The organism is Clostridium sp. B9 (genome assembly GCF_050509515.1).
GTDB lineage: Bacteria > Bacillota > Clostridia > Clostridiales > Clostridiaceae > Sarcina.
This window is the reverse complement of record NZ_JBNWKA010000003.1, coordinates 2,893,717-2,916,999: the sequence shown is the minus strand read 5'-3', so window position 1 is coordinate 2,916,999 and position 23,283 is coordinate 2,893,717. Positions and strand designations below refer to the sequence as shown.

Annotated in this window: 28 protein-coding genes; all 28 read left to right on the top strand. The window is 29.2% G+C overall.

Annotated features, from left to right (window positions below):
- The first annotated feature begins 16 nt into the window (after nt 1-16).
- The 28 genes from ACQZHJ_RS12890 (at nt 17) to ACQZHJ_RS12755 (ending at nt 23,167) form a co-directional block, all read left to right on the top strand.
- Nucleotides 17-379 (top strand): CD1247 N-terminal domain-containing protein, encoded by a 363-nt coding sequence (locus ACQZHJ_RS12890; protein WP_430485958.1) that lies wholly within the window; start codon nt 17-19, stop codon nt 377-379.
- A gap of 151 nt (nt 380-530) precedes the next feature.
- On the top strand, nt 531-1,415 hold the full coding sequence (gene spoIIIAA / locus ACQZHJ_RS12885; protein WP_430485957.1) for a stage III sporulation protein AA: 885 nt from the start codon (nt 531-533) through the stop codon (nt 1,413-1,415).
- 60 nt (nt 1,416-1,475) lie between these two features.
- Nucleotides 1,476-1,991 carry a stage III sporulation protein SpoIIIAB gene (spoIIIAB, locus tag ACQZHJ_RS12880; RefSeq protein ID WP_430485956.1) on the top strand — a complete coding sequence of 172 codons (516 nt, stop codon included), beginning with the start codon at nt 1,476-1,478 and terminating at the stop codon, nt 1,989-1,991.
- A gap of 118 nt (nt 1,992-2,109) precedes the next feature.
- Nucleotides 2,110-2,307, top strand: a complete 198-nt coding sequence (spoIIIAC, locus tag ACQZHJ_RS12875; RefSeq protein ID WP_430485955.1) for a stage III sporulation protein AC — start codon at nt 2,110-2,112, stop codon at nt 2,305-2,307.
- Between the two features lie 192 nt (nt 2,308-2,499).
- Nucleotides 2,500-2,886, top strand: coding sequence for a stage III sporulation protein AD (gene spoIIIAD, locus ACQZHJ_RS12870; RefSeq protein WP_430485954.1), 387 nt, complete (start codon nt 2,500-2,502; stop codon nt 2,884-2,886).
- A 21-nt stretch (nt 2,887-2,907) separates the two neighbouring features.
- Nucleotides 2,908-4,080, top strand: a complete 1,173-nt coding sequence (gene spoIIIAE, locus ACQZHJ_RS12865; protein ID WP_430485953.1) for a stage III sporulation protein AE — start codon at nt 2,908-2,910, stop codon at nt 4,078-4,080.
- 68 nt (nt 4,081-4,148) lie between these two features.
- Entirely contained in the window at nt 4,149-4,709 is a 561-nt protein-coding gene (gene spoIIIAF, locus ACQZHJ_RS12860; RefSeq protein WP_430485952.1) for a stage III sporulation protein AF, read from the top strand.
- Between the two features lie 8 nt (nt 4,710-4,717).
- Nucleotides 4,718-5,329, top strand: a complete 612-nt coding sequence (gene spoIIIAG, locus ACQZHJ_RS12855; RefSeq protein ID WP_430485951.1) for a stage III sporulation protein AG — start codon at nt 4,718-4,720, stop codon at nt 5,327-5,329.
- Between the two features lie 43 nt (nt 5,330-5,372).
- Entirely contained in the window at nt 5,373-5,873 is a 501-nt protein-coding gene (locus tag ACQZHJ_RS12850; protein ID WP_430486898.1) for a SpoIIIAH-like family protein, read from the top strand.
- A gap of 84 nt (nt 5,874-5,957) precedes the next feature.
- Nucleotides 5,958-6,347: an Asp23/Gls24 family envelope stress response protein gene (locus ACQZHJ_RS12845; protein ID WP_430485950.1), complete on the top strand. Its 390-nt coding sequence runs from the start codon at nt 5,958-5,960 to the stop codon at nt 6,345-6,347.
- Nucleotides 6,348-6,465: 118 nt separating this feature from the next.
- The gene (gene nusB / locus ACQZHJ_RS12840) at nt 6,466-6,873 is read left to right on the top strand and encodes a transcription antitermination factor NusB (RefSeq protein ID WP_430485949.1); all 408 of its coding nucleotides are present in this window, start codon (nt 6,466-6,468) and stop codon (nt 6,871-6,873) included.
- Nucleotides 6,874-6,921: 48 nt separating this feature from the next.
- Nucleotides 6,922-7,755: a bifunctional methylenetetrahydrofolate dehydrogenase/methenyltetrahydrofolate cyclohydrolase gene (locus ACQZHJ_RS12835; RefSeq protein ID WP_430485948.1), complete on the top strand. Its 834-nt coding sequence runs from the start codon at nt 6,922-6,924 to the stop codon at nt 7,753-7,755.
- A gap of 1 nt (nt 7,756) precedes the next feature.
- Nucleotides 7,757-8,959 carry an exodeoxyribonuclease VII large subunit gene (xseA, locus tag ACQZHJ_RS12830; protein ID WP_430485947.1) on the top strand — a complete coding sequence of 401 codons (1,203 nt, stop codon included), beginning with the start codon at nt 7,757-7,759 and terminating at the stop codon, nt 8,957-8,959.
- A gap of 123 nt (nt 8,960-9,082) precedes the next feature.
- Nucleotides 9,083-9,310 carry an exodeoxyribonuclease VII small subunit gene (locus ACQZHJ_RS12825; RefSeq protein ID WP_430485946.1) on the top strand — a complete coding sequence of 76 codons (228 nt, stop codon included), beginning with the start codon at nt 9,083-9,085 and terminating at the stop codon, nt 9,308-9,310.
- Nucleotides 9,300-10,172, top strand: coding sequence for a polyprenyl synthetase family protein (locus ACQZHJ_RS12820; protein WP_430485945.1), 873 nt, complete (start codon nt 9,300-9,302; stop codon nt 10,170-10,172). Before ACQZHJ_RS12825 ends, ACQZHJ_RS12820 begins: the two co-directional genes overlap by 11 nt.
- A gap of 20 nt (nt 10,173-10,192) precedes the next feature.
- The gene (dxs, locus tag ACQZHJ_RS12815; RefSeq protein WP_430485944.1) at nt 10,193-12,052 is read left to right on the top strand and encodes a 1-deoxy-D-xylulose-5-phosphate synthase; all 1,860 of its coding nucleotides are present in this window, start codon (nt 10,193-10,195) and stop codon (nt 12,050-12,052) included.
- Between the two features lie 11 nt (nt 12,053-12,063).
- Nucleotides 12,064-12,882 (top strand): TlyA family RNA methyltransferase, encoded by an 819-nt coding sequence (locus tag ACQZHJ_RS12810; RefSeq protein WP_430485943.1) that lies wholly within the window; start codon nt 12,064-12,066, stop codon nt 12,880-12,882.
- Between the two features lie 35 nt (nt 12,883-12,917).
- A complete protein-coding gene (locus ACQZHJ_RS12805) occupies nt 12,918-13,748 on the top strand; it encodes an NAD(+)/NADH kinase (protein WP_430485942.1) in 831 nt (276 codons plus the stop codon).
- Between the two features lie 20 nt (nt 13,749-13,768).
- A complete protein-coding gene (locus ACQZHJ_RS12800) occupies nt 13,769-14,221 on the top strand; it encodes an arginine repressor (protein ID WP_430485941.1) in 453 nt (150 codons plus the stop codon).
- 15 nt (nt 14,222-14,236) lie between these two features.
- Nucleotides 14,237-15,934 carry a DNA repair protein RecN gene (gene recN, locus ACQZHJ_RS12795; RefSeq protein WP_430485940.1) on the top strand — a complete coding sequence of 566 codons (1,698 nt, stop codon included), beginning with the start codon at nt 14,237-14,239 and terminating at the stop codon, nt 15,932-15,934.
- A gap of 196 nt (nt 15,935-16,130) precedes the next feature.
- Nucleotides 16,131-17,300, top strand: a complete 1,170-nt coding sequence (gene spoIVB, locus ACQZHJ_RS12790) for a SpoIVB peptidase (protein ID WP_430485939.1) — start codon at nt 16,131-16,133, stop codon at nt 17,298-17,300.
- Nucleotides 17,301-17,468: 168 nt separating this feature from the next.
- Nucleotides 17,469-18,299, top strand: coding sequence for a sporulation transcription factor Spo0A (gene spo0A / locus ACQZHJ_RS12785; protein WP_430485938.1), 831 nt, complete (start codon nt 17,469-17,471; stop codon nt 18,297-18,299).
- A gap of 212 nt (nt 18,300-18,511) precedes the next feature.
- Entirely contained in the window at nt 18,512-18,838 is a 327-nt protein-coding gene (locus tag ACQZHJ_RS12780; protein WP_430485937.1) for a hypothetical protein, read from the top strand.
- Between the two features lie 27 nt (nt 18,839-18,865).
- Nucleotides 18,866-19,201, top strand: a complete 336-nt coding sequence (locus ACQZHJ_RS12775; RefSeq protein ID WP_430485936.1) for a DUF6054 family protein — start codon at nt 18,866-18,868, stop codon at nt 19,199-19,201.
- 42 nt (nt 19,202-19,243) lie between these two features.
- Nucleotides 19,244-19,774, top strand: coding sequence for an NUDIX hydrolase (locus ACQZHJ_RS12770; RefSeq protein ID WP_430485935.1), 531 nt, complete (start codon nt 19,244-19,246; stop codon nt 19,772-19,774).
- Nucleotides 19,775-20,015: 241 nt separating this feature from the next.
- A complete protein-coding gene (spoIIM, locus tag ACQZHJ_RS12765; RefSeq protein WP_430485934.1) occupies nt 20,016-20,636 on the top strand; it encodes a stage II sporulation protein M in 621 nt (206 codons plus the stop codon).
- A 49-nt stretch (nt 20,637-20,685) separates the two neighbouring features.
- A complete protein-coding gene (locus tag ACQZHJ_RS12760) occupies nt 20,686-21,558 on the top strand; it encodes a site-specific tyrosine recombinase (RefSeq protein WP_430485933.1) in 873 nt (290 codons plus the stop codon).
- A 307-nt stretch (nt 21,559-21,865) separates the two neighbouring features.
- On the top strand, nt 21,866-23,167 hold the full coding sequence (locus ACQZHJ_RS12755) for a pyrimidine-nucleoside phosphorylase (RefSeq protein ID WP_430485932.1): 1,302 nt from the start codon (nt 21,866-21,868) through the stop codon (nt 23,165-23,167).
- Nucleotides 23,168-23,283 lie beyond the last annotated feature (116 nt).

Here is a 23,283-nt window from a genome sequence, read left to right as displayed (position 1 = left end):
TAAGGAAGTGATTTCAGTGAAAGATATTAGAGAAAACATTAGTACTTTACTTGAAGCTATGAACAAAAACACTGAGTTGGATAAAGAATTCAAGGATTCCTTACTTAATGTTATTTCATCTTTAGTTGAAAAGGTTGAAGAGTTACAAGTAAATGTTGAAACTTTAGATGAAAATATTGAATTATTAAATGATGATTTAAGTGGAGTGCAGGATGAGTTATTTGAAGAACTAACTTTAGAAGAGCTTGAAGAATACGAAGATGAATACTGTGAAGTAGTTTGTGATAAATGTCATAAAGCTATATACATAGAGAAAAATATATTAGATAAAGCTGAAAGTATACCTTGTCCTTATTGTGGAAATGAATTTGAAGTTTAATAGATTGTGCCTTTAAAAGGTACAATCTATTTTTTTGTCCTATTTTATTAATTTAAATAGGACTATTTTTATATTCATATCAAAAAAGTTTTTTTCAAAGTAATAATTTCTTATGTAAAGTAATAGATTTAAATAGAAAGGAGAGAGGGACTTGAAAGAAATATTTGCAGTGTTACCAGATAGAGTTAGTATGTGCCTTAAGGATAAAGATAGTCTTAATAAACTTCAAGAGGTTAGAGTTAAGATTGGTAAACCACTTAGCATTGTTATGGATAATAATGAAACAATCTTTAATTATGTAATAACAAGGGAAGATATCAAAACTATTATTCAGAAGATAAGTAATTATTCATTATATGCTTTTGAAGAAGATATAAGACAGGGATATATAACTATTCAAGGAGGGCATAGGGTTGGACTAGCTGGACAATGTGTTATACAAGATAATTCAATAAAGACCATAAGAAATATAACATCTTTGAACATAAGAGTATGCAGAGAAGTAATAGGATGTTCTAATAATCTTATGAATCATATTGTTGAAAATGATATAGTAAGTAATACTTTAATAATTTCTCCGCCTAAGTGTGGGAAGACAACTCTTCTTAGAGATATTACAAGAAATATATCAAATGGTGTTTCTCAACTTGGATTCAGAGGGAAAAGAACAGTGGTAATTGATGAGAGAAGTGAAATAGCAGCTTGTTATAATGGTATTCCTCAAATGAATGTTGGCATAAGAACAGATGTATATGATAACTGTATAAAAAGTGATGGAATGATGATGGCAGTTAGAGGATTATCACCGGAAGTTATTATATGTGATGAGATTGGAACATATAAGGATATGGAAGGGTTAATAATGGCATATAACTCTGGTGTAAGTATAATTGCAACTCTTCATGGTAGGAATATAGAGGAACTTTATAAGAGACCTGTGTTTAGAGAAATTGTGGAGAATAACATTATAAATAAGGTTGTTATTTTAAGTAATAAAAGAGGGGTAGGAACCATAGAGGATATCTATGATGTTTAATTCAATTGTTATATTTTCATGATTTTAAAAAGATAATAATTGATTTGAAAGGAGAGAAATATGAAAATTTTTTTTCTTATAGTTATAGTTCTACTTAGCTCTTTAATTGGATATTTATATGGTGAAGGATTTAGAAATAGATTGATTCAGCTGAGAGAGCTTAAGAGAACTCTGATAGATTTTGAAAATGATATAGTTTATGCCTATACTCCTTTACCAGATAGTATAGATAGAATTGGGGAAAAAGCAAAAAGTCCTATTAAAGAATTATTGATAACTATTTCTAAAAAGCTTAAAAATAATGAGGTTAATAATGTATATATAGCTTTTTATGAAAGTATAAATGAACATAAGAAAAATATGAGTTTAAAAAATAAGGACTATGAAATACTTTTAGATCTTTCAAAGTCTTTAGGAGAAACAAATATTGATGGACAAGTTAAAATATTTAATCTAGCAAAGGAAAAATTAGATTATGAACTTGCTATTGCGGAAGAGGAATGCAATAAGAATACAAAGGTATATAGATATTTAGGAGTTGGGGTTGGAGCTATGATAGCTATATTTCTTGTATAGTATATAGTTTTTGAGTTTAAATTTAACAATTCATTTGAATTAGATTTGGGTTAGTTAGTAGTTAAGTATTTAAAGATATGGAATTTTTTTGAGAGATTTTTATGTGGGGAGGAGAAATATGGCGGATTTATCTTTAATATTTCAAATTGCAGGTGTAGGAATAATATTAGTTATACTAGATAAAGTCCTAGATCAAAGTGGAAAGAAGGAATATGCAGCGTTAGCTAACTTAGTAGGAATAATAATAATACTTACTATGGTTATTCAATTAATAAGTAGACTCTTTTCTTCTGTTAAGACTATGTTTCTATTCTAGAAAACACTGGTTTGTAATTAACTTAAAAAGAATCTTGTTAATTCAAAGCATTAATTTTAAAAATTAAATTAATCTTTGAATTAAACAAGAAGGGTTTTGTAATAGAAACTTAATAAACAGAAGGAGGTGAACTAACACGGCAATATATACAATACATAATAAAATGTATGTATTTTACTGTGGATTATAGTTATGGATGTTTTGATTCAAGTAATTTGCTTTTCTTTAATAACAATGTTTTTATATTTGTTTTTAAAAGAAACTAAAAGTAACTTTGCGGTTATGCTTTTATTAGCTGGTGGAATTATAATTTTTCTATTTGTAATGCCTTATGTAAATGAAATAATAGCTTTTATGCAGGAGATTGCAAAAGAGTCTGGCATGGATTCAACATATATTTCTATAGTTATGAAAATTATTGCCATAGCATATCTTTCAACATTCTGTAGTTATATATGCAATGATGCTGGAGTATCAGTTCTAGGCAAGAAGGTAGAGTTTGCAGGGAAGATTATGATATTACTATTAGCTATACCAATAATGGTTAATATTTTGAATTCTATATTGAGCATAATGTAATTAGATTTTAGGGGCTAAGATATGAAAAAAATAATAAACATAATATTATTATCGATTACTTTTATAATTTGCTTCAACGTAAATGTTTTTGCAAATGAAAATTTAGAAAGCTCAAAAGAAAAAATAGAGAATGATTCAAGAATAGAAACTTTTTATGATTATATAAATAATCTAGAGACTGAAGAAGATGTGTTAGGGAATATGACGGCAAAGGAGTATATCAGTGCATATTTAGAAAGTGGAGAAGATCCAATAACTTTAAAAAAGATAGGCAAGTCTTTAGTTAGTTACATGTTTAGAGAATTAAGTTTAGTTCTTAAGTTTATAGCATCTATTTTAGTAATAGCTCTTTTAAGTGCTTTACTTAAAAATTTACAAGATGCGTTTGGACTAGATGAAGGAGTAACTCAGGTAGCATTTTTTGCGTGCTATGCCTTGCTTATAATGATACTTACTAAATGTTTCTTTATATCTTTAGACTTAGGAAAGGAAGTATTGCAATCAGTTATAGATTTCATGAATGTTATTGTACCAGTAATTATAATGCTTATAGCAACATCGGGAGGAGTAACATCAGCCGTTACAATAGATCCTATAGTATTAGGTGCTGTGACAATAACTCCTAGGATATATACGTATTTCTTATTTCCACTAATATTAGCTTACTTCACATTACAGTTTGTAAATAATCTTTCGAGTGAATTTAAGATTGATAGAATGTGTAAGTTTCTTAAACAAACAGTAATGGTTTCGCAAGGGTTTATACTTACAGTTTTTGTTGCCATATTAACAATAAGAGGCATGACGGCAGATACGTTAGATGCAGTTACTGTTAAGACTGTTAAGTTTGCAGTTGATAATTTTATACCTATTGTAGGGAAAGCTTTTTCAGATGCTATAACAACAGTAGCTGGATATTCTTTGGCATTGAAGAGTGTAATAACATCTTTGGGGTTAATTGTTTTAGTAGTTATTGTTCTTTATCCAATAATAAAAATTGCCTTGATGGGAATTTGCTTTAAGTTAACGGCTGCCGTAATAGAGCCAATGGTAGATTCCAAGATATCTAGTAGCGTAGAAGTTGTTGGTGAAGCATTATTTATGATTTTATCATGCATTATAAGTGTTAGCATAATGTTTTTCATAATGGCATCTATGATGGCTTCTGCTGGTAGTTTTATTGTAGGAGGTTAGAGACATGAAGCTTATAGTGACTGAAAGTATAGACTTTTATAATTTATGTATTAGGAGGGTGAGAGTTTATGATGGAGCTTCTTAAAAGTTGGATTTCTACCTTGTGTGTGGTAATAGTTATCGTATCAATAGCTCATATAATCTTACCTAATGCATCCATAAAGAAACATGTTAAGTTTACATTTTCTTTAATAATACTATCAGTGATGTTATCACCAATAATAAATATATTAACTTTCAATAAAGATATAGATGAAAAAATTTTTGATGAGCATATAAGTAGTGCATTTAAGGATGATGAGGAGAATCCATCTTTATATGATGAGGAGATTATGTGGGAAAGTGTTGAAGAGAATTTAGAGACTGTATTAAAAGATGAATTTTATGAAAATGACTTTGAGGTTAATTTAAAGGGAAATATGAATTTAAATTCTATGGATGTAAATATTCAAAGGGCAGAAATTAAGGTTTTTGATGAAAAAAAAGTGAAAAAGGTAGAGAAGGTTGTAATTGGTGAAGAAAAGCTTGAAAAAGAGGAGAGTAAAGATCCTTTCTTAGAGAAGGTAGAAAAATTTGTTGAAAAGGAGCTTGAAATTTCTCGTGAAAATATAATTGTTTCATATTCATAGGAGGTAATATGGGGGTAAATGGGTTGAAAGACGGTATGTCTAAGATTTTGAAGCAAAAGAATATTGGTAATTTAATAATAGCACTTTTAGTAGTCATAATGTTTTATTTAGTTGTGTCATATTTCACAAGTGTAAACAATATACCTAAGAGTGAGAGTACTAATTCAACCGATATGGTTGAAGAGGAAAGTAAAAATAAAAGTCCAAAGGACTCAGAGGTATTAAATTACCAAGAGAAACAAGAGAGCGACTTAGAAGAGATATTAGGAAAAATAAGTGGAGTTGGAGAAGTAGACGTAGTAATAAACTTTGAAAGCAGTGAGGTTAAGGTTCCTGCTATAGATAACTCTTCTCAAAAAAGTACAACTGAGGAAACTGATAGTGAGGGTGGAACAAGAGTTAATTCACAAGAAACAGAGGGAGATAAAATAGTTATGTCAAATAACTCAGATGGAAGTGCACCAGTTATATTAAGAACGGATAAACCAAATGTTATAGGAGTCATGGTTGTGGCTGAGGGAGCAGAGGATAGTAAAACAAAATATGAAATAACAAAAGCAGTATCTAGCTTATATAACATAAGTGTTGATAAAGTAAATGTATTGCCAATGGAGAAATAAATTAAAAGAGTTTTGGGAGGTTACTATGAATAAATTTAGTGGTATTAATGGAAAACAAGCAGGTATAATATTAACACTATTAGCATTAATAGTTTGTACTGGAGTTTTAGCAACTAGAGTTAACAATCAAATAAAAGAGAGTATGGGAGAAGTGCCAACAGCTTTTGGTGAAAGTGATGCGGAAGAGACTGTGGAAACATCTTCAGATTATTTTTATGAGTCAAGAAACTTAAGAGAGCAAAAAGATTCAAAAACTATTGCTAACTTAAAAGCTATTGTAGAAGATAAGAATACTTCACCAGAGCAAAAAGAAGAGGCTGAAAAAGAGTTAACTGAAAAGACTATGGCAAGAGATTATGAAACAAGAATAGAACTTAGCATAAAGAGTAAAGGTTATGAAGATGTAATATGCTTTATAGATGGAGATAATGCTAAGGTTGTAGTTAAAACTGATGAAGAATTAACTCAAGAGAAAATGGTTGAAATCCAAGACATAGTTATGAATGTATCAAAAGTATATGACGTTGATATAGAAAAAAAATAATTAATTGTATTGTATTTAGTTATTTGCTATAATGAACCTATAACTAATTAAGTTTCGTGAAAGATTAGTAGGAGGTTCAGCTTTATGAATGAATTGAATAGAGATGAAGCTAACTTAGGTATAGTTAATATATCTGATGAAGTTATCGGTGTCGTAGCTGGTATAGCTGCATCTGAGATAGATGGAATACTTGAGATAAATCATAACAATAGCACTGGAATAGGACATAAATTTTCAAAGAAAAGTTTAGGTAAAGGCATAAAGGTTCATGTAGAGAATGGTGAGGCCGTTATAGAAATGGGAGTTACTGTTCAATATGGAATCAAAATTCCTGATGTAGTTTCTCAAGTGCAGGAAAACGTAAGAAGGACTGTTGAAGCTATAACTGGACTTAAGGTGGCACTAGTGAACATATATGTGCAAAACATAATTATCTTAAAAGACGAAGATAAAAATGAAATAGTGAAAAAATAGTAGTCACCCTCTGATTTCAGAGGGTGTTTCATTGTGTTAAATCATTAACTATATGATTAATAATATAAATTAAGACAATAATACTAAAAAGAGTATTTTTAAAACATAGGAGGATATAATGAATAGAGTAAAATCAAGAGAACATTTATTACAATTAGCTTACCAAATGGAAATAACTTCAGAATCTGCATTAGAGACATTCAATGATTTCGTGGAAAATGAAGAAATCCTTAAAACAGATTTAGATTTAGCGTACATAAAATCAGGATTATTAGGAATCGAAGAACATAAAGAAGAGTTAAATGCTTTAATAGAAGCTCAACTTGTAAAATGGAAGTTAAACAGAATATCAAAGGTTAATTTATCAATCTTAAGAATTTCTACATATGAAATGTTATTTGCAGATGACGTTCCAGGAAAAGTATCAATAAACGAAGCTATAGAATTATGTAAGAAATATTCAGATAATAAATCAGTTTCATTTATAAATGGTGTTTTAGATAAAGTATACAAAAATATGAACTAGTAGAGGTTTTGATTTACTAGACTAAGAAGATTTGGAGGGGCAGGTATTTTGGATAAAATTTTAAGCGGAAAAACAGTTGCTGTAGACATAAAGGGGCAAATAGAAAGTTATACAGAAGCACTAAAAGCTGAAGGAAAGACTTTGAAAATATCGTCTATATTAGTTGGAAATGATGGGGGCTCCGTATATTACCAAAACTTCCAAGAGAAATTAGCAAATAACTTAGGAATAGAATTTAACAAAATAAAGTTAAATGAGGATATTTCAGAAGATGAATTGAAACTTAAGATAGAAGAATTAAATAGTGATGAAAGTGTAAATGGAATAATGCTTTTACTTCCATTACCAAAGCATATTGATGAAAGAGTTGTTACGAACTTAATAGATCCAGAGAAGGATTTAGATTGTCTTTCAGAAACTAGTGTAGGTAGATTTTATAAGGGAGAAAAATGCTTTAAGCCATGTACACCAAATAGTGTCATAACTCTTTTAAAATCTTATAATATTGAGATTGAGGGGAAAGAAGTTGTTATCATAGGAAGAAGCAACATTGTTGGAAAACCTCTTTTTCAAATGTTCTTAGATGAGAATGCTACAGTTACTATTTGCCATTCAAGAACTAAGAATCTAAAAGAAGTTTGTAAAAGAGCTGACATATTAGTTGTTGCTATTGGAAGAGCTAATTTTATAGATTCTTCTTATGTTAGAGAAGGAGCGGTTGTTATTGATGTGGGAACTAGTGAGGTTAACGGCAAGATAACAGGAGATGTTAACTTTGATGATGTTTATGAGAAGGCATCATTTATTACACCAGTTCCAGGAGGGGTAGGTTCTTTAACTACAACTCTTCTTTTAAAAAATATTTGTAAGGAGCTAGATTAGGATGAAACTAAAGACATTATCTGTAGGTGAAGTTAATGACTACGTAAAAAGAGTAGTTGAAAGTGACTTTATATTAAAGAATCTTAATGTCAAAGGTGAAATATCTAATCTTAAATTCCATTCAAGTGGTCATATTTATTTTTCATTGAAAGATGAAAATAGCAAGATTAACTGCATTATGTTTAAAAATAATGCAGTTAATTTAGATTTTAGACTAGAAGAGGGAATGAAGGTCGAAATAAAGGCTAGATTAGGTGTTTATCATAAAGAAGGAACTTATCAGCTTTATTGTGAAAATATAAAAAAGGCTGGTGTTGGAGAGCTTTTTGAGGAATTTCACAGACTTAAGAAGGAGCTTAGTGCAGAAGGTATATTTGACGAAAAATATAAAAGAGACTTACCAAAGTTTCCAAAAAGAATAGGTATAATAACAGCTAAAACAGGAGCTGCGGTAAGAGATATAATAAATGTTATACAAAGGAGAAATTCTACATTAGACATTGTATTATATCCAGCAAAAGTTCAAGGAATTAATGCAGCTGAGAGCATAATTGATGGAATAAGATATTTCAATAATGAAGATTCTGTTGATGTAATAATTCTAGGTAGAGGTGGAGGTTCCATAGAGGAACTTTGGGCATTTAACAATAAAGATTTAGCTTATGAGATTTTTAATAGTAGAATTCCTACTGTATCAGCTGTTGGGCATGAAGTAGATTTTACTATTAGTGATTTTGTTAGTGATATGAGAGCACCTACACCATCAGCGGCAGGGGAATTAGTTTCTCCATCACTTAATGAAATGCTTAATGATTTAAGCAATAAAAAAGAGTTTTTAACAAGAGCTATAGATAGAAAGTTTCTATATGCAAAAAATAATGTAGATTTATTATACAAAGAGTTAAAAAGTAATAATCCTAAAAGTATTATAGAAAAGAGAATTAAAGAGGTTAATAGATTAGAAGAAAAACTTAATTTCTTAGGAAAGAGAAAAATAGATAAAGCAAAAGATGAATTAATTACTTTAAACAGTGTGCTACAAACGTTAAATCCATTAAATACACTAGGTAGAGGATATTCTGTTATAATGGATAAAAACAGTAAGGTAATAAATGAAATAAGTGAATTAAAAAAGAATAATATGGTAAAAGTGATAATGAAGGATGGTTCCGTTAATATAGATATAAAAGTTCAACAGGACTAAATTAAAAATAATAAAATATTTATTTCAATTTAGTTTTATTTATGACTAAAAGGTTTTACTTAAAAAAGAGAAAATAATAAAATTTTAGTAATAAATAAATTTTTGTTAGTAAGGAGCGGGAAGATGGCTAGAAAAGAAACTAATTATGAGAGTATGGTTAGTGAATTAAATGAAATCGTAAGTAGACTAGAAAATGGAGATTTATCTTTAGAGGAGTCTATAAAAAGCTATGAAAATGGCGTTAAGATAGTAAATAAATTATATAAAAAGCTTAACACTTTAGAAGGAAAGATAAAGGTTGTTGAGGAAGAAAAAGAGGAAGACTTTGGAGGATACAGTAATGAATATTAGTAGCTTAAAAGTGGAGGTTGACCAGTCTTTAGAAGCGTATTTTGATAAAGAAAGAGAGTACAATAAAGTTTTATATGATTCAATGGCATATAGCGTTAATGTAGGTGGAAAGAGAGTTAGACCTATACTTATGCTTTTAACTTATAGTATATATAAAGATGATTATAAAAAAGTTATGCCTGCAGCTATGGCTATTGAAATGATACATACATATTCTTTAATACATGATGATTTACCGTGCATGGACAATGATGATTTAAGAAGAGGAATGCCAACTAATCATAAGAAGTTTGGAGAGGCTATTGCCGTTTTAGCTGGAGATGCACTTTTAAATGAAGCTATGAAAGTTTTAATTGATTATTCTTTAGAATATGGAAGAGATTCTTTAAGAGCAACTAAGATAATTGCTGATGCTGCAGGATCAGATGGGATGATAGGTGGCCAAATTGTTGATATAATAAATGAAGAAAAGGAAGAAATTTCTTTAGATGAATTAAACTATATGCATTTAAAGAAAACTGGTGAGCTTATAAAAGCATCTATAATGTCAGGAGCCGTTTTGGCAGGTGCTTCTGAAAGAGATATTACAAAATTAGAGGACTTTGGATATAAACTAGGCTTAGCATTTCAGATAAAAGATGATATATTAGATGTAGTAGGGAATGCTGAAGACCTTGGAAAGAATGTTCATAAGGATCAAGACTGTAATAAGAATAATTATATAACTATTTTTGGATTAGAAGAATGTAAAAATAAGTGTATAAGCTTAACAGAAGAATGTATAGAGATATTAAACTCAATAGAAGGCAATACAGAACCTATTAAAGAATTAACAAGAAAGCTTCTAGAGAGAAAATTTTAGAAATAAAGGATTTGGTTTTAATGAGTGATATTCTACAGAAAATAACTGATCCTAATCAGATAAAGGATTTTAGCGAAAAGGAATTAGAAATATTAGCTGGAGAGTTAAGAGAGTTTTTAATAGAAAGTGTTTCAAATACTGGAGGACATTTAGCATCTAACTTAGGTGTTGTTGATTTAACAGTTTCACTTTTTAAAAATTTTAATTTTAGTGAAGATAGAATTATATGGGATGTTGGACATCAATCATATGCTTACAAAATATTAACTGGAAGAAAAGAAAAGTTTGATACTTTAAGACAATATGAGGGATTATGTGGATTCCCAAAGAGAGTAGAAAGTACATATGACTTTTTTGCTACAGGACATAGTAGTACATCTCTATCAGCTGCAGCTGGTATGGCAAGAGCACAAAAATTATTAGGTAAAGATAATCAAGTGCTTGCTGTTATAGGAGATGGAGCTTTAACAGGTGGTATGGCTTTAGAAGCATTAAATGACATAGGATATAGAAAAGATAATCTTATAATAATATTAAATGATAATCAGATGTCTATATGCAAAAATGTTGGTGGATTAGCTACATACTTAAATAAGCTTAGAATGGGTCAAGGATATAACAAATTAAAGTCTGATATTGGTTCAACTTTAGATACAACATCTATAGGAAAGAGTATAAAGCATTCTCTTTCAAGAGTTAAAGATGGTATAAAGAAGTTTGTTGTACCTAGTATGTATTTTGAGGATATTGGATTAAAATATTTTGGGCCTGTGGATGGACATAATATTAAAGAATTGAATGAAGTATTAAGAACGGCAAAAAAAATAAAAGGACCAGTTATAATACATACTGTAACTAAAAAGGGAAAAGGGTATGAATTAGCTGAAAAAAATCCTAATAAGTATCATGGTGTATCACCATTTGATTTAGAGCAAGGCGTTGTATCTAAGTTTGCAAGTAGAAATTATTCTTCTGCATTTGGAGAAGAGATGATAAATCTTGCTAAGGAAGATAAAAGTATTGTAGCAGTTACAGCAGCAATGCCTGACGGAACAGGGTTAAAAGAATTTAGAGAGGTATTTCCAGAAAGATTCTTTGATGTTGGAATAGCAGAACAACATGCTGTAACATTATCAGCTGGAATGGCAGCAGAGGGATTAAAACCGTTCTTTGCTGTCTACTCGACATTTTTACAGAGAGCTTATGATCAGGTATTGCATGATGTTTGCATACAAAAGTTACCTGTTACACTTTGCTTAGATAGAGCTGGTATAGTTGGAGAAGATGGAGAAACTCATCAAGGTATTTTTGATATTTCATTCTTATCACCTATACCTAACATGACAATAATAGCACCAAAATGCATAGATGAAATGAAAGTTATGCTAAAGTGGGCTAGCGAATTTAATGCGCCTTTAGCAATACGCTATCCTAGAGGTGGAGATTTAGATATTAATTTAACACCTCTTAAAGCGATAAAGTATGGTAAGTGGGAAAAGATACAAGATGGAGAGAAAATAGCAGTTATAGCTACAGGAAAGATGGTTCAACACGCTATTTTAGCTGCTAAAAGATTAAAAGAAGAGAAGAACGTAGATGTTTTAATAATAAATGCAACCTTCATAAAGCCAATGGATACAGAAATTTTAAGAGATTTATCAAGAGATAAATTTAAAATATTAACTGTTGAAGATAATATTAAAAAAGGTGGATTTGGAGAAGGTGTTTTAGAATTCTTAAATGAAATTGGACACAAAGAAGAGGTTGTAACTTTAGCATTTAATGATAAATTCGTAGAGCATGGTAAGCCAGATATTTTATATAGAATAAATGGATTAGATGCAGATGGAATAAAGAACAAGTTGATTGAATTACTTTAAAGGAGAACGGTATGGCTGAAAAAAAAGAGAAAAAAGAAAGATTAGATGTGCTTCTTGTTGAGCAAGGTATTGCTGAATCAAGAGAGAAAGCAAAAAGATATATAATGGCCGGAATGGTATTTATAGGAGAACAAAGGGTTGATAAGGCGGGAGAAAAGGTTCCTGTAAGTTCAAATATAATATTTAGAGGAGAAAAATTACCTTTCGTTAGTAGAGGTGGATTTAAACTAGATAAGGCTATTAAGTCATTTGGAATAAATCTTGAAGGAAAAAGATGCTTAGATATTGGAGCTTCAACTGGTGGATTTACTGACTGTATGCTTCAAAATGGTGCAGTAAAAGTATTTTCTATAGATGTTGGGTATGGACAATTTGCTTGGAAACTAAGAGTAGATCCAAGGGTTGTTTGTATGGAAAGAACTAATGTAAGATATGTAACTCCAGAGCAGATTGGAGAAGCTTGTGATTTTGCATCAATAGATGTATCATTCATATCATTAACAACTGTAATGCCTGCTGTTTTAAATCTTCTAAATGAAGAGGGAGAAGTTATGGCACTTATAAAACCTCAATTCGAAGCTGGAAGAGAAAAGGTTGGTAAAAAAGGTGTTGTAAGAGAGGCTTCTACTCATAAGGAAGTAATCAAGAAAATAGTTGATTTTGCAATTGCTAACAAATTAAATATATTAGGACTAGACTTTTCACCTATAAAAGGGCCAGAAGGAAATATAGAGTACTTAATATACTTAAAGAAAACTAACAATAAGGTAGAAGAATTTGATTATAATAAAATAGATGAAGTAGTAGATAAATCTCATAGTGATTTATAAGCTAGAGTGAAATATAAAGGTTGTGAATATGGGGCATGAGAAATATAGGTATTATAATTAATAAAAAGAAAGATAAGGATAATAAGATTTTAGACCTAGTAACATCAAAGGTTAAGCAGCATTTAAATCCAAAGGAGATAAAGCTTATAGACCAATTTTTTGATGGTGATTATGAAACTATTAAGGATATAGAACTTTTAATTGTGCTTGGTGGAGATGGAACTCTTTTAGGTGTAGCAAGAAAGTTTTCAAGAGTTATAGATGCACCTATTTTAGGAATAAATATAGGAAATTTAGGATTCTTAGTTACAGCTGAGATAAATGAGTTAGAAGAGGCTTTAGAAAGAATAAAGCTTGGAGATTACAGTGTTCAAGAAAGAATGCTTCTATCATGTACAATTGAAGATGGCTGTTGTAAAGAAGATAGAGCTTTAAATGATATAGTTGTTGCAAGAGGAACTTTATCTAGAATGGCTCAATATGAGGTTTATATAAATGATGAACTTTATGCAACATTTAAAGGTGATGGAGTTATAATTTCAACTCCAGTAGGTTCAACAGCATATTCATTTTCTGCTGGAGGTCCTCTTATTATGCCAGATTTACAAATTATATCAATAGTACCTATATGTCCTCACACACCAAATTCAAGACCCATGATAATAGATGGAAACAATAAGATAAGAGTTAAACCTGTTATTCATGAATCAGATGTTTTTGTTACAATAGATGGACAAAAAGCAGTAAAGCTAGAAAAACATAATACTGTGTTAATAGAAAAAGCAAAAGAATTTTTCAAAATAATATCTTTTGATAATAAGAGCTATTTTAGAGTTCTTAGAAAAAAAATATTTAGAATAGAATAAAGTGTGAAGGTGAGTTGAAAATGAAATCTAAGAGACATTCTAAGATAATTGAAATAATAAAATCAATGGCGATAGAAACTCAAGAAGAATTGGCAGAAGAGTTAAAAAAGGCTGGCTTTGATGTTACTCAAGCTACAGTATCTAGAGATATAAAAAATTTAAAACTTGTTAAGAGACAAGATAATAATGGAAACTATAGATATACAGTTATTCAAGAAGAAAAAAATGAAATGGTTGATAGATTAAGCAGTATATTAACTAATACAGTGATTTCAGCAGAAAATGTTGATAAGATGGTTGTTGTAAAAACACTTCCAGGTTCAGCATCAGCAGCGGCAGAAGCTATAGATAGTTTACACTTAGGTGAGATAGCTGGAACTATAGCTGGTGATAACACAATATTTATAATGGTTAGAACATTAGAAAAAGCAGAAACTCTAGTTTCTAGAATACTAGAAATGATAGAAGGGTAGTTAAGGAGGGGGAGTATGCTTTTACAATTAACTATAAATAACTTTGCTTTAATAGAAAAAGCATCTTTAGATTTTAAAGATGGATTTACTATTTTATCTGGAGAAACTGGAGCAGGTAAGTCTATACTTATAGATGCTATAAATTACGTTCAAGGAAGTAAGTTCAATAAGGACTTAATAAGAACTGGAGAAGAAAAGACTTTTGTAGAGGCAATATTTTCTATAGATGATAATGAGAGATTGAAAGAGGTTCTAGATGAATTAGAGATTGAATATGATGATACTTTAATAATTGCTAGGGAAACTTTCACAAATGGTAGAAGTAACATAAAAGTAAATGGCAAGAGTGTAATTGTATCTACTTTAAAAAGAATAAGTTGTACACTTTTAGATATTCATGGTCAACATAATAATCAAAATTTATTAAATAAAGAAAATCATATAATATATTTAGATGATTTTGGAGATAGTAAATTAAGTGATGAATTAAAAGTGTATTGCGAAAAATTCTCAGAGCTTAAGGAGTTAGAAAGAGAAATAAATGAATTAAGTAATGAGGGTAAAGATGAAAAACTTTTAAATTACTTAGAATATCAGCTGAAAGAGATAGAAGACGCTAAACTTAAAAAAGGTGAAGAAGAGGAGTTAACTGAAAGATTTAACATTTTATCCAATGCAGAAAAAATAAAAAAATCTCTAGGAATCTCTTATAATCTTTTAAATGGTGTTGAAAGTAGCGTTCTAGATTCCTTATCAGTTGTAAATAGAGAACTTTCAAATGTTGAAGATCATTTAGAAAAAATAAAAAATATAAATTCTAAAATGATGGAAATGTATTATGAAATACAAGAAATAGCTATTGAACTTAGAGATATATGTGATGAAAGTGTTTATGATGATAATGAATTAGAGGATATAAATAGTCGTATGTTTAAAATTGCTGCTTTAAAGAAGAAGTATGGAAACAGCATAGAAGAGATATTAGACTATAAAAATAATATTGCATCTCAAATAAACAATATAAAAAATTCAGAAAAAATAATAGAAGAGTTATTACTTAAAAAGAAGAATATAGAGCTTGTATTAGATAAAATAGCTAGAGGAATACATGAGAAAAGAATAGAGCTTGGTAAGCTTTTAGAGGAGAATATACATAGAGAGTTAGCTTATGTTGGTCTTGGAAAATGTAGATTTGAAGTTCAGATTGAAGAGGATGAGAATTTTAACTCTAAAGGTAAGGACAAGGTTCAATTTCTTATTGCAACAAATCCAGGAGAGCCTTTGAAACCAATGGAGAGAATAGTTTCTGGAGGAGAACTTTCAAGAATAATGCTTGCTTTAAAAGCTGTATTTATAGATAAGGATAAAATTCCTACAGTTATATTCGATGAGATTGATACAGGTATAAGTGGAAGAATAGCTCAGTCTGTTGGAGAAAAAATGTATGAGATTGCAACAAAGCATCAAGTATTCTGTATAACCCATTTACCACAGATAGCAAGCATGTCTGACAATCATTATATGGTGAAAAAAGATGTGGTTGATAATAAAACATTTTCAAAGGTCGAACCTATAGGTTTTGACCAAAAAGTTGAAGAGGTTGCTAAAATGTTAGGTGGAGTTGAATTAACAAGCAATACTTTGTTAAGTGCTAAAGATATGATTGAACTTGCAAATACAAAAAAAGAAACAATTAAAACATTTCATACATAATAATGTGGATTTTAATACAAAATAGAACTGTTAAACAGTTCTATTTTTTTTATTTTAAAACTAATTATGAGAAATTTAGTATATAATATGAGAATTTTAGTATATTTTAAATTGATTTGGCTACAATAACAAAGTTAATACAGGATATTATGATTTTGAAAGGGGCAAATTAAGAATAGAAAAGGAGGAGATATGAATGAATAATATGAACAAAAGAATAAAAAGTATATTAATACTGATGGTTTCTTTAATATTACTTTTATCCTCTGTATTATTTGCAAAGGATTTTTGTGGAAGCGACAATGTTTTTGCAAGTAGTAATTTCTATTCCTTAAATTCTAAAACTAATAATAAGGATGAAAAATTTAAAAACAGATATGGCGTAGCACTTGTAAATAGTGAACAAGAGAAGAAAGATATGGAGCTATATGCTGGAGGAAATTCAGTTGGTGTAAGGGTATCTACAAACGGAGTTTTGGCAGTTGGGTATTCAGACTTAACAACAATTAGTGGCGAAATAACAAGTCCAGCCCAAAATGGTGGCATAGAAATTGGAGATAGACTTTTAGAGGTTAATGGCAAAAAGATAAAAAGTTCTAAAGATTTATCAAAGCAAATAAATGATAGTAAATCAGAAAATGTTGAAATATTGTTAGAGAGAGATGGAAAAGAGATAAGAAAAAATATAAGCTTAACTAAAAATAACGATGGTGATTATAAAATAGGATTGTGGGTTAGAGATTCTACAGCAGGAGTAGGAACACTTACTTTCTATGATAAAGAAAGTGGAAAATATGGAGCAATAGGACACCCTATTACAGATAGTGAAACAGATAAAATTTTATCTATTAAAGATGGAGATCTTTTAAATTCTTCAATAATTAGTATTAAGAAAGGTGTTAAGGGTAATCCTGGAGAATTAAGAGGTATTTTTTCTAGTGATAAAATTTCTATTGGAGATGTAACTGGTAATACTCAATGTGGAATTTTTGGTAGTATGAATAAAGAGCAATTTAGAAATGTTAATAGCACTAAAAAATATAAGGTCGGTTGGAAAGAAGATATTCAAGAAGGACCGGCTCAAATAATTACTACTATTGATGAAAATGGTCCTAAATTTTATGATGTTGAAATTGTTAAACTTACTAAACAAAATGATGTAAGTACTAAAAGTATGGTGATAAAAGTCACCGATGAAAGACTTTTAGAGAAAACTGGTGGTATTGTTCAAGGAATGAGTGGAAGTCCTATTATACAAAACGACAAAATAATTGGTGCTATAACTCATGTTTTAGTTAATAAACCAGAGGTTGGATACGGGATTTACATAGAATGGATGTTGAAAGATGCCGAAATTATACAATAGAAAATAAGTGTGATTACTGTAAATATGTGTTATAATAAATACTAGAAAATTAATTGGATTTTCTAGTATTTATTTTTTTTAGAAGGAAATGAATACGATTTGTCGAATATATTAATTGTAAATAAATGTAATTTAATGGATATAGTGAATTGTTAAGGAGAGGAAAGCATGAAAGAATCAAAAATATCTGTACTGATAGCTGATGATAACAAAGAATTTTGCAATATTTTAAATGACTATTTATTAAGTCAGAGAGATATTGTTGTTACAGGAATAGCAAAAGATGGATTAGAAGCTTTAAAACTTATAGAAGAAAAACAACCAGATTTAGTTGTATTAGATATAATTATGCCACATTTAGATGGATTAGGAGTTCTTGAGAGAATTAATTCTTTAGGATTAGAAAATCCACCAAGAGTAATAGTACTATCTGCAGTTGGACAAGATAAAATAACTCAAAGGGCTATATCTTTAGGTGCTGATTACTATGTTGTAAAACCTTTTGACATGGATGTTTTCACTGAGAGAATAAGACAAATGTTTAATAATACAATAACTGAAGAAGCAGTTTCTAATAAGCCTTCTGTTAGCATTGCTGATGGAAATAGGGGAGAAGATGCATCTTCAGAAGATAGTAAAGAGCCTATGGATTTAGAAGTTGAAATAACTAGTATAATACATGAAATAGGTGTTCCAGCTCATATAAAAGGATATATGTATTTAAGAGAAGCTATAACAATGGTTGTAAATGACATGGAGTTATTATCAGCTATAACTAAGGAACTATATCCTTCAATAGCTAAGAAATATAATACCACTGCAAGTAGAGTTGAAAGAGCAATTAGACATGCTATAGAGGTTGCTTGGGGAAGAGGACAAATAGATGCAATAAATAAAATATTTGGACATACTATCCACAATGATAAGGGCAAACCAACAAACTCAGAGTTTATAGCTATGGTTGCAGATAAATTAAGACTAAAGAATAAAGTATCATAATATAGCTTATGATAAAGTTAGGTTATAAATTGAAATTAAATTAATATTTAAGTTGATTTTGATGATTTATAACTAGCTTTAAAATAAGTGTAAAACACTTTTTATCATCTAAATTTTGCATGGTAAAAAGTGTTTTTCTTTATAATAATTTTTATTACTCTGTTTATAATGTATTGTAAAGAAAATTTGAATCTAGATTGGTGGGATTAAAATTGAGGAAGGCTTCATATAAATTTGGAGATAAAGAAGAAATTATACTGGCTAATTGTATAAGTAAGTCTCAATATGACAAAAAGTATAAAGGTAATATAACATGTCCTATGAAAGGGTGTAATGCTAAGTTAGGGTTTAGAGAAGTTAAAAAGCATAAAGATGGGAAATATTTTTATACATTACCTAAAAACAAACATATTGAAGGGTGTATAAATAAAGTAGAGAAAAAGAGCAAAAGAAGAAATAGACACTTAAAAATAAACACTCAATCTTTATATGAAAAGGAAATAGATATAAATTCAGAGCAGTTAATATTTGATATTTAATATCACTATGGTTTAGGAGGGTTAAAAATGGCTAAGGATAGTTTTTTAGTTAATATATCACCATTACAGGTTAAAAAGATCATTGAGAAAGAGTCAAATTTAGATAATTTTGATTGTGATGAATATGATTTAGGAAATGGGAAAAATATAATTGTAATAATACTTGAAAAATATTATTGGAGAAATAGTAGTAGAGCTGGGTTAGTCGTTGTATGTGATAATGTTAAGAATGAAAATACTTTAGTTAAGGTAACATCAACAGGAAGTTCTGAGGGGATTATATTTTCTTTTGATTGGGGAGCTGGAGAAAATTTTGTTAATCTTATAAAAAGTATTTTAGTTGATTATATAGTTGAGAATTAAGAGAATTTAATTTTTATGGATAATATAAGGGTGGTCGAAGATATGAATTTATATGAAAAAACTTTAAGTGAAGAAAGTATATTTAAATGTTCTTTTATGGAACTTGTAAAACAACAAGTTCTATTACCAGATGGAAATAAAGTTGAACGAGATTTGGTTAAACATTCTGATGGAGTAGCAGTAATTGCTTTTAATGAAAAAGGAAATGTTCTTATGGTAGAGCAATTTAGAAAGCCTTTTGATAAAAATTTATTAGAATTACCAGCCGGCAAGGTTGATTATGGTGAAGATATAGATAAGGCTGCCTTTAGAGAGTTAGAAGAAGAAACAGGGTATAAAACAGATAAAGTGACATACTTGGGAAAAGTTATACCTTCACCAGGATTTTGCGATGAAGTAGTTTATCTTTATAAAGCCCACGAGCTTAAAAAGAGTAAAACTAACTTAGATGATGATGAATTTTTAAATTTAAAAGAATATTCATTGGAAGAACTTAAAAAAATGATTATAGAAGGAAAAATAATAGATGCTAAAACAGTAGCTTGTTTATTTTTCTATGAAAATTTAAAGTGATTTAGATTTTAAAATAAAAGTTATGAAAGCTATAGGATGTAAGGTTTTATATTCTATAGCTTTTATTTTTTTGAAAGTTTACTCGTCTATAAAAAACAAAATTAAATAATAACCCTATCAAAATGAAAATAAGACTAATAAACATAAATGAAAAAAGTTTTTATGATTTTTAGAAATCATGTATCTTTTTATTATGTTAATCATATTCTTTAATAAATAGCTTAATGGGGGGAGAAAAAATATGAAAATGTTTTTAAATGGGCTTATGGAGTCTTTAAAAGAAAATAAAATAACTTTTTTATGGGTGCTTTTATTCTTTTTAGTAGGTATAGTACTAGGGTCATATACAGTTTATTATATGAATGATTTTAATAGAGTTGAAATTACAAGTTATTTTACAAACTTTTTAGGATTTCTTGATGAAAATTCAGTATCCTACACAAGCATTCTTATTGATAGTATTAAAGGGATAGTGCCTATGATAGCAGTAATAATTTTATTAGGTTACACTGCAGTTGGAATTCCTATAATACTTATGATGGATTTAGCTAAAGGTTATGTAATTGGATTTACTTTTTCCTTAATTATAAGCATATTAGGAAGCAAGGGATTAATGATAGTTTTAGCTGGACTTCTGGTTCAAAATTTAATATTTGTTCCAATAATAATGTTAATTAGTATTTTAGCTATAAAGAATGCAACAACTAAATTAAGAATTGGGGGTTCTAGAGATAGAATAAAACTTGATGTTAGTAAGACATATTTGAATTTTCAAGGGGCTTTGAGCCTGATAATGATAGCTGGAGTATTTATTGAAACATATATCTCACCTAATTTGATAAGATTAGTAATTAGTAGGTGATTTCTGTAATATAAATAATTATGTAATAACATTTTGGTTAGGAGTTAATATGAAAGAGTTAGTAAGCAAATACGAAGTATATCTAGGATCAATAGGAAAGAGAAAGAATACCGTAAGTGCATACATTACAGATGTTTCTATGTATTTAGATTTTGTAGATGAGAAGGGATTAAAAGTTAATGAAGACGGGTATCCTTTACTATCTTATGTACAATATCTAAAAGACAGTCACAAATCTCCATCATCAATCCAAAGAACAATCATATCTTTAAGAAATTTTTATAATTTCTTAGTTGCAGAGGAATATTTAAAGAAAGTTCCTGATTTAACAATGAAAAAGGAAAGAGTAGAAAAGAAGAAACCTTTAGTTTTAACTGTTGATGAAATTAATAAGATAATGAACTCAACAAATGCTTTAACTGAGAAAGGGATTAGAGATAAAGCATTATTAGAACTTATGTATGCAACTGGAATGAAGGTTTCAGAACTTATATCATTAAGAGTTGAAGATGTTAATTTGGATTCATCCTTTGTAAGCTGTAGAGACAGTAGAGGGTATGAAAGACTTATACCTATAGGAAATGCAGCTAAGGAATCCTTAAAAAGGTATATTGTTGTTAGAGAGGATAATTCAAAAGGTTCAGATAAGTTATTCTTAAATATGAGTGGAGAGCCTATAACAAGACAAGGAGTTTGGAGAATTGTTAAGGAATATGCTGTAATTGCTAATATAGGAAAGGACATAAACTTAAATACTTTTAGACATTCTTTTGCGGTGCACTTATTACAAAATGGGGCAAATGCTAAGGTGGTACAAGAATTACTTGGAAATCAAGTGATGACTTATATAGATATGTATTATGATATTATAAATAATGAGAAAATTAACAATATATATCGTAAGGCTCACCCTAGAGCATAAATTTTTAAGCAGTGATTTTCTGTAACAGTAAATATTTTATCTGTTATAGGAGAAAGCTGCTTTAAATTTTTAGCTATTAAGAAAAGGCTTTCACAAGAAAGTCTTTATTTTTTTAAATTTTATGTCTTATTGTAAATATAAGGGGGATTAAGTGTGAGATATTTATTTGGATTTACTTTTATATATAGTTAATTTTAAAGAAATATGCATAATTTCTAAAATGCTTGTAAAAAATCTTTTTATTTGTTAAAATTAAGTTGTGAAAAGGTTACCATAATATTAAAAGATGATATGGAGGAAAGAACTTATGAGAATGTATGATTTAATATTAAAAAAGAGAAACGGTGGAGAATTAAGTACAGAAGAAATTAATTTCTTTATAGATAAATATACAAAAGGTGAAATTCCTGATTATCAAGTATCAGCTTTATTAATGGCTATATACTTCCAAAAAATGAATAAGAGGGAAACTTCAGATTTAACTATGGCTATGGTTAATTCAGGTGATATATTAGATTTAAGTGAAATTCACGGAGTTAAAGTGGACAAACACTCAACAGGAGGAGTTGGAGATACAACTACTTTAGTTTTAGGACCAATGGTAGCAGCTTTAGATATACCAGTTGCTAAAATGTCAGGAAGAGGACTTGGACATACGGGTGGAACAATAGATAAGTTAGAAAGTTTTGATGGATTCTCAGTAGAAATGACTAAGGATCAATTTATAAATAATGTTAATACTATTAAATTGGCTGTTGGAGGACAAACAGGAGATTTAGCTCCAGCAGATAAAAAATTATATGCTTTAAGAGATGTTACTGGTACTGTAGATAATGTATCATTAATAGCTTCAAGTATAATGAGCAAAAAGATTGCAGCAGGGGCTGATGCTATAGTTCTAGATGTAAAAGTTGGAGATGGAGCATTTATGAAAACTCCAGAAGCAGCTAGGGAACTTGCAACTGAAATGGTTAATATAGGTAAGCATGTTGGAAGAAATACAGTTGCTATTATTTCTGATATGGATCAACCTTTAGGATTTGCAATAGGAAATGCTTTAGAAGTTAAGGAGGCTATTGAAACCTTAAAAGGAAATGGACCAAAAGATTTATTAGAGCTTTGCTTAACTTTAGGAAGTAATATGGTATTTTTAGCAGGAGCTGCTAAAGATACTGATGAAGCAAGAGAAATGTTACTTGGAACTATAAAATCAGGAAAAGCAATTGAGAAGTTAAAAGAATTTGTAACTGCTCAGGGAGGAGATGCATCAGTAATTGATGATACTTCAAATTTCCATAATGCAAAATATGTTATGCCAGTTAAGGCCAATAAAAATGGTGTAGTAAGCAAAATTCATGCTGAAAACATAGGATTAGTTGCAATGGAATTAGGTGCAGGAAGAGCTACTAAGGAAAGTATAATTGACTTAGCAGTTGGTATAGTGCTTGAAAAGAAAAGAGGAGACCAAGTTTCAGAAGGCGATATAATAGCATATGTTCATGCTGATGATGAGGAAAAAGGAAAGAAAGCTATAGAAGGAATATTAGCTAATTACGAAATTTCAGACTCAGTAAAAGAAATTCCTTTAATATATGATATTGTTAAATAATTCAAAATGATATAAAATGTTTTATATAAATTGAATTGAGTTTTGGGGAATTAAAAACTTCATAAGTAGAAGTCTATTGGATAAGATTAAATTTTTGTCTAATAGACTTTTTTATT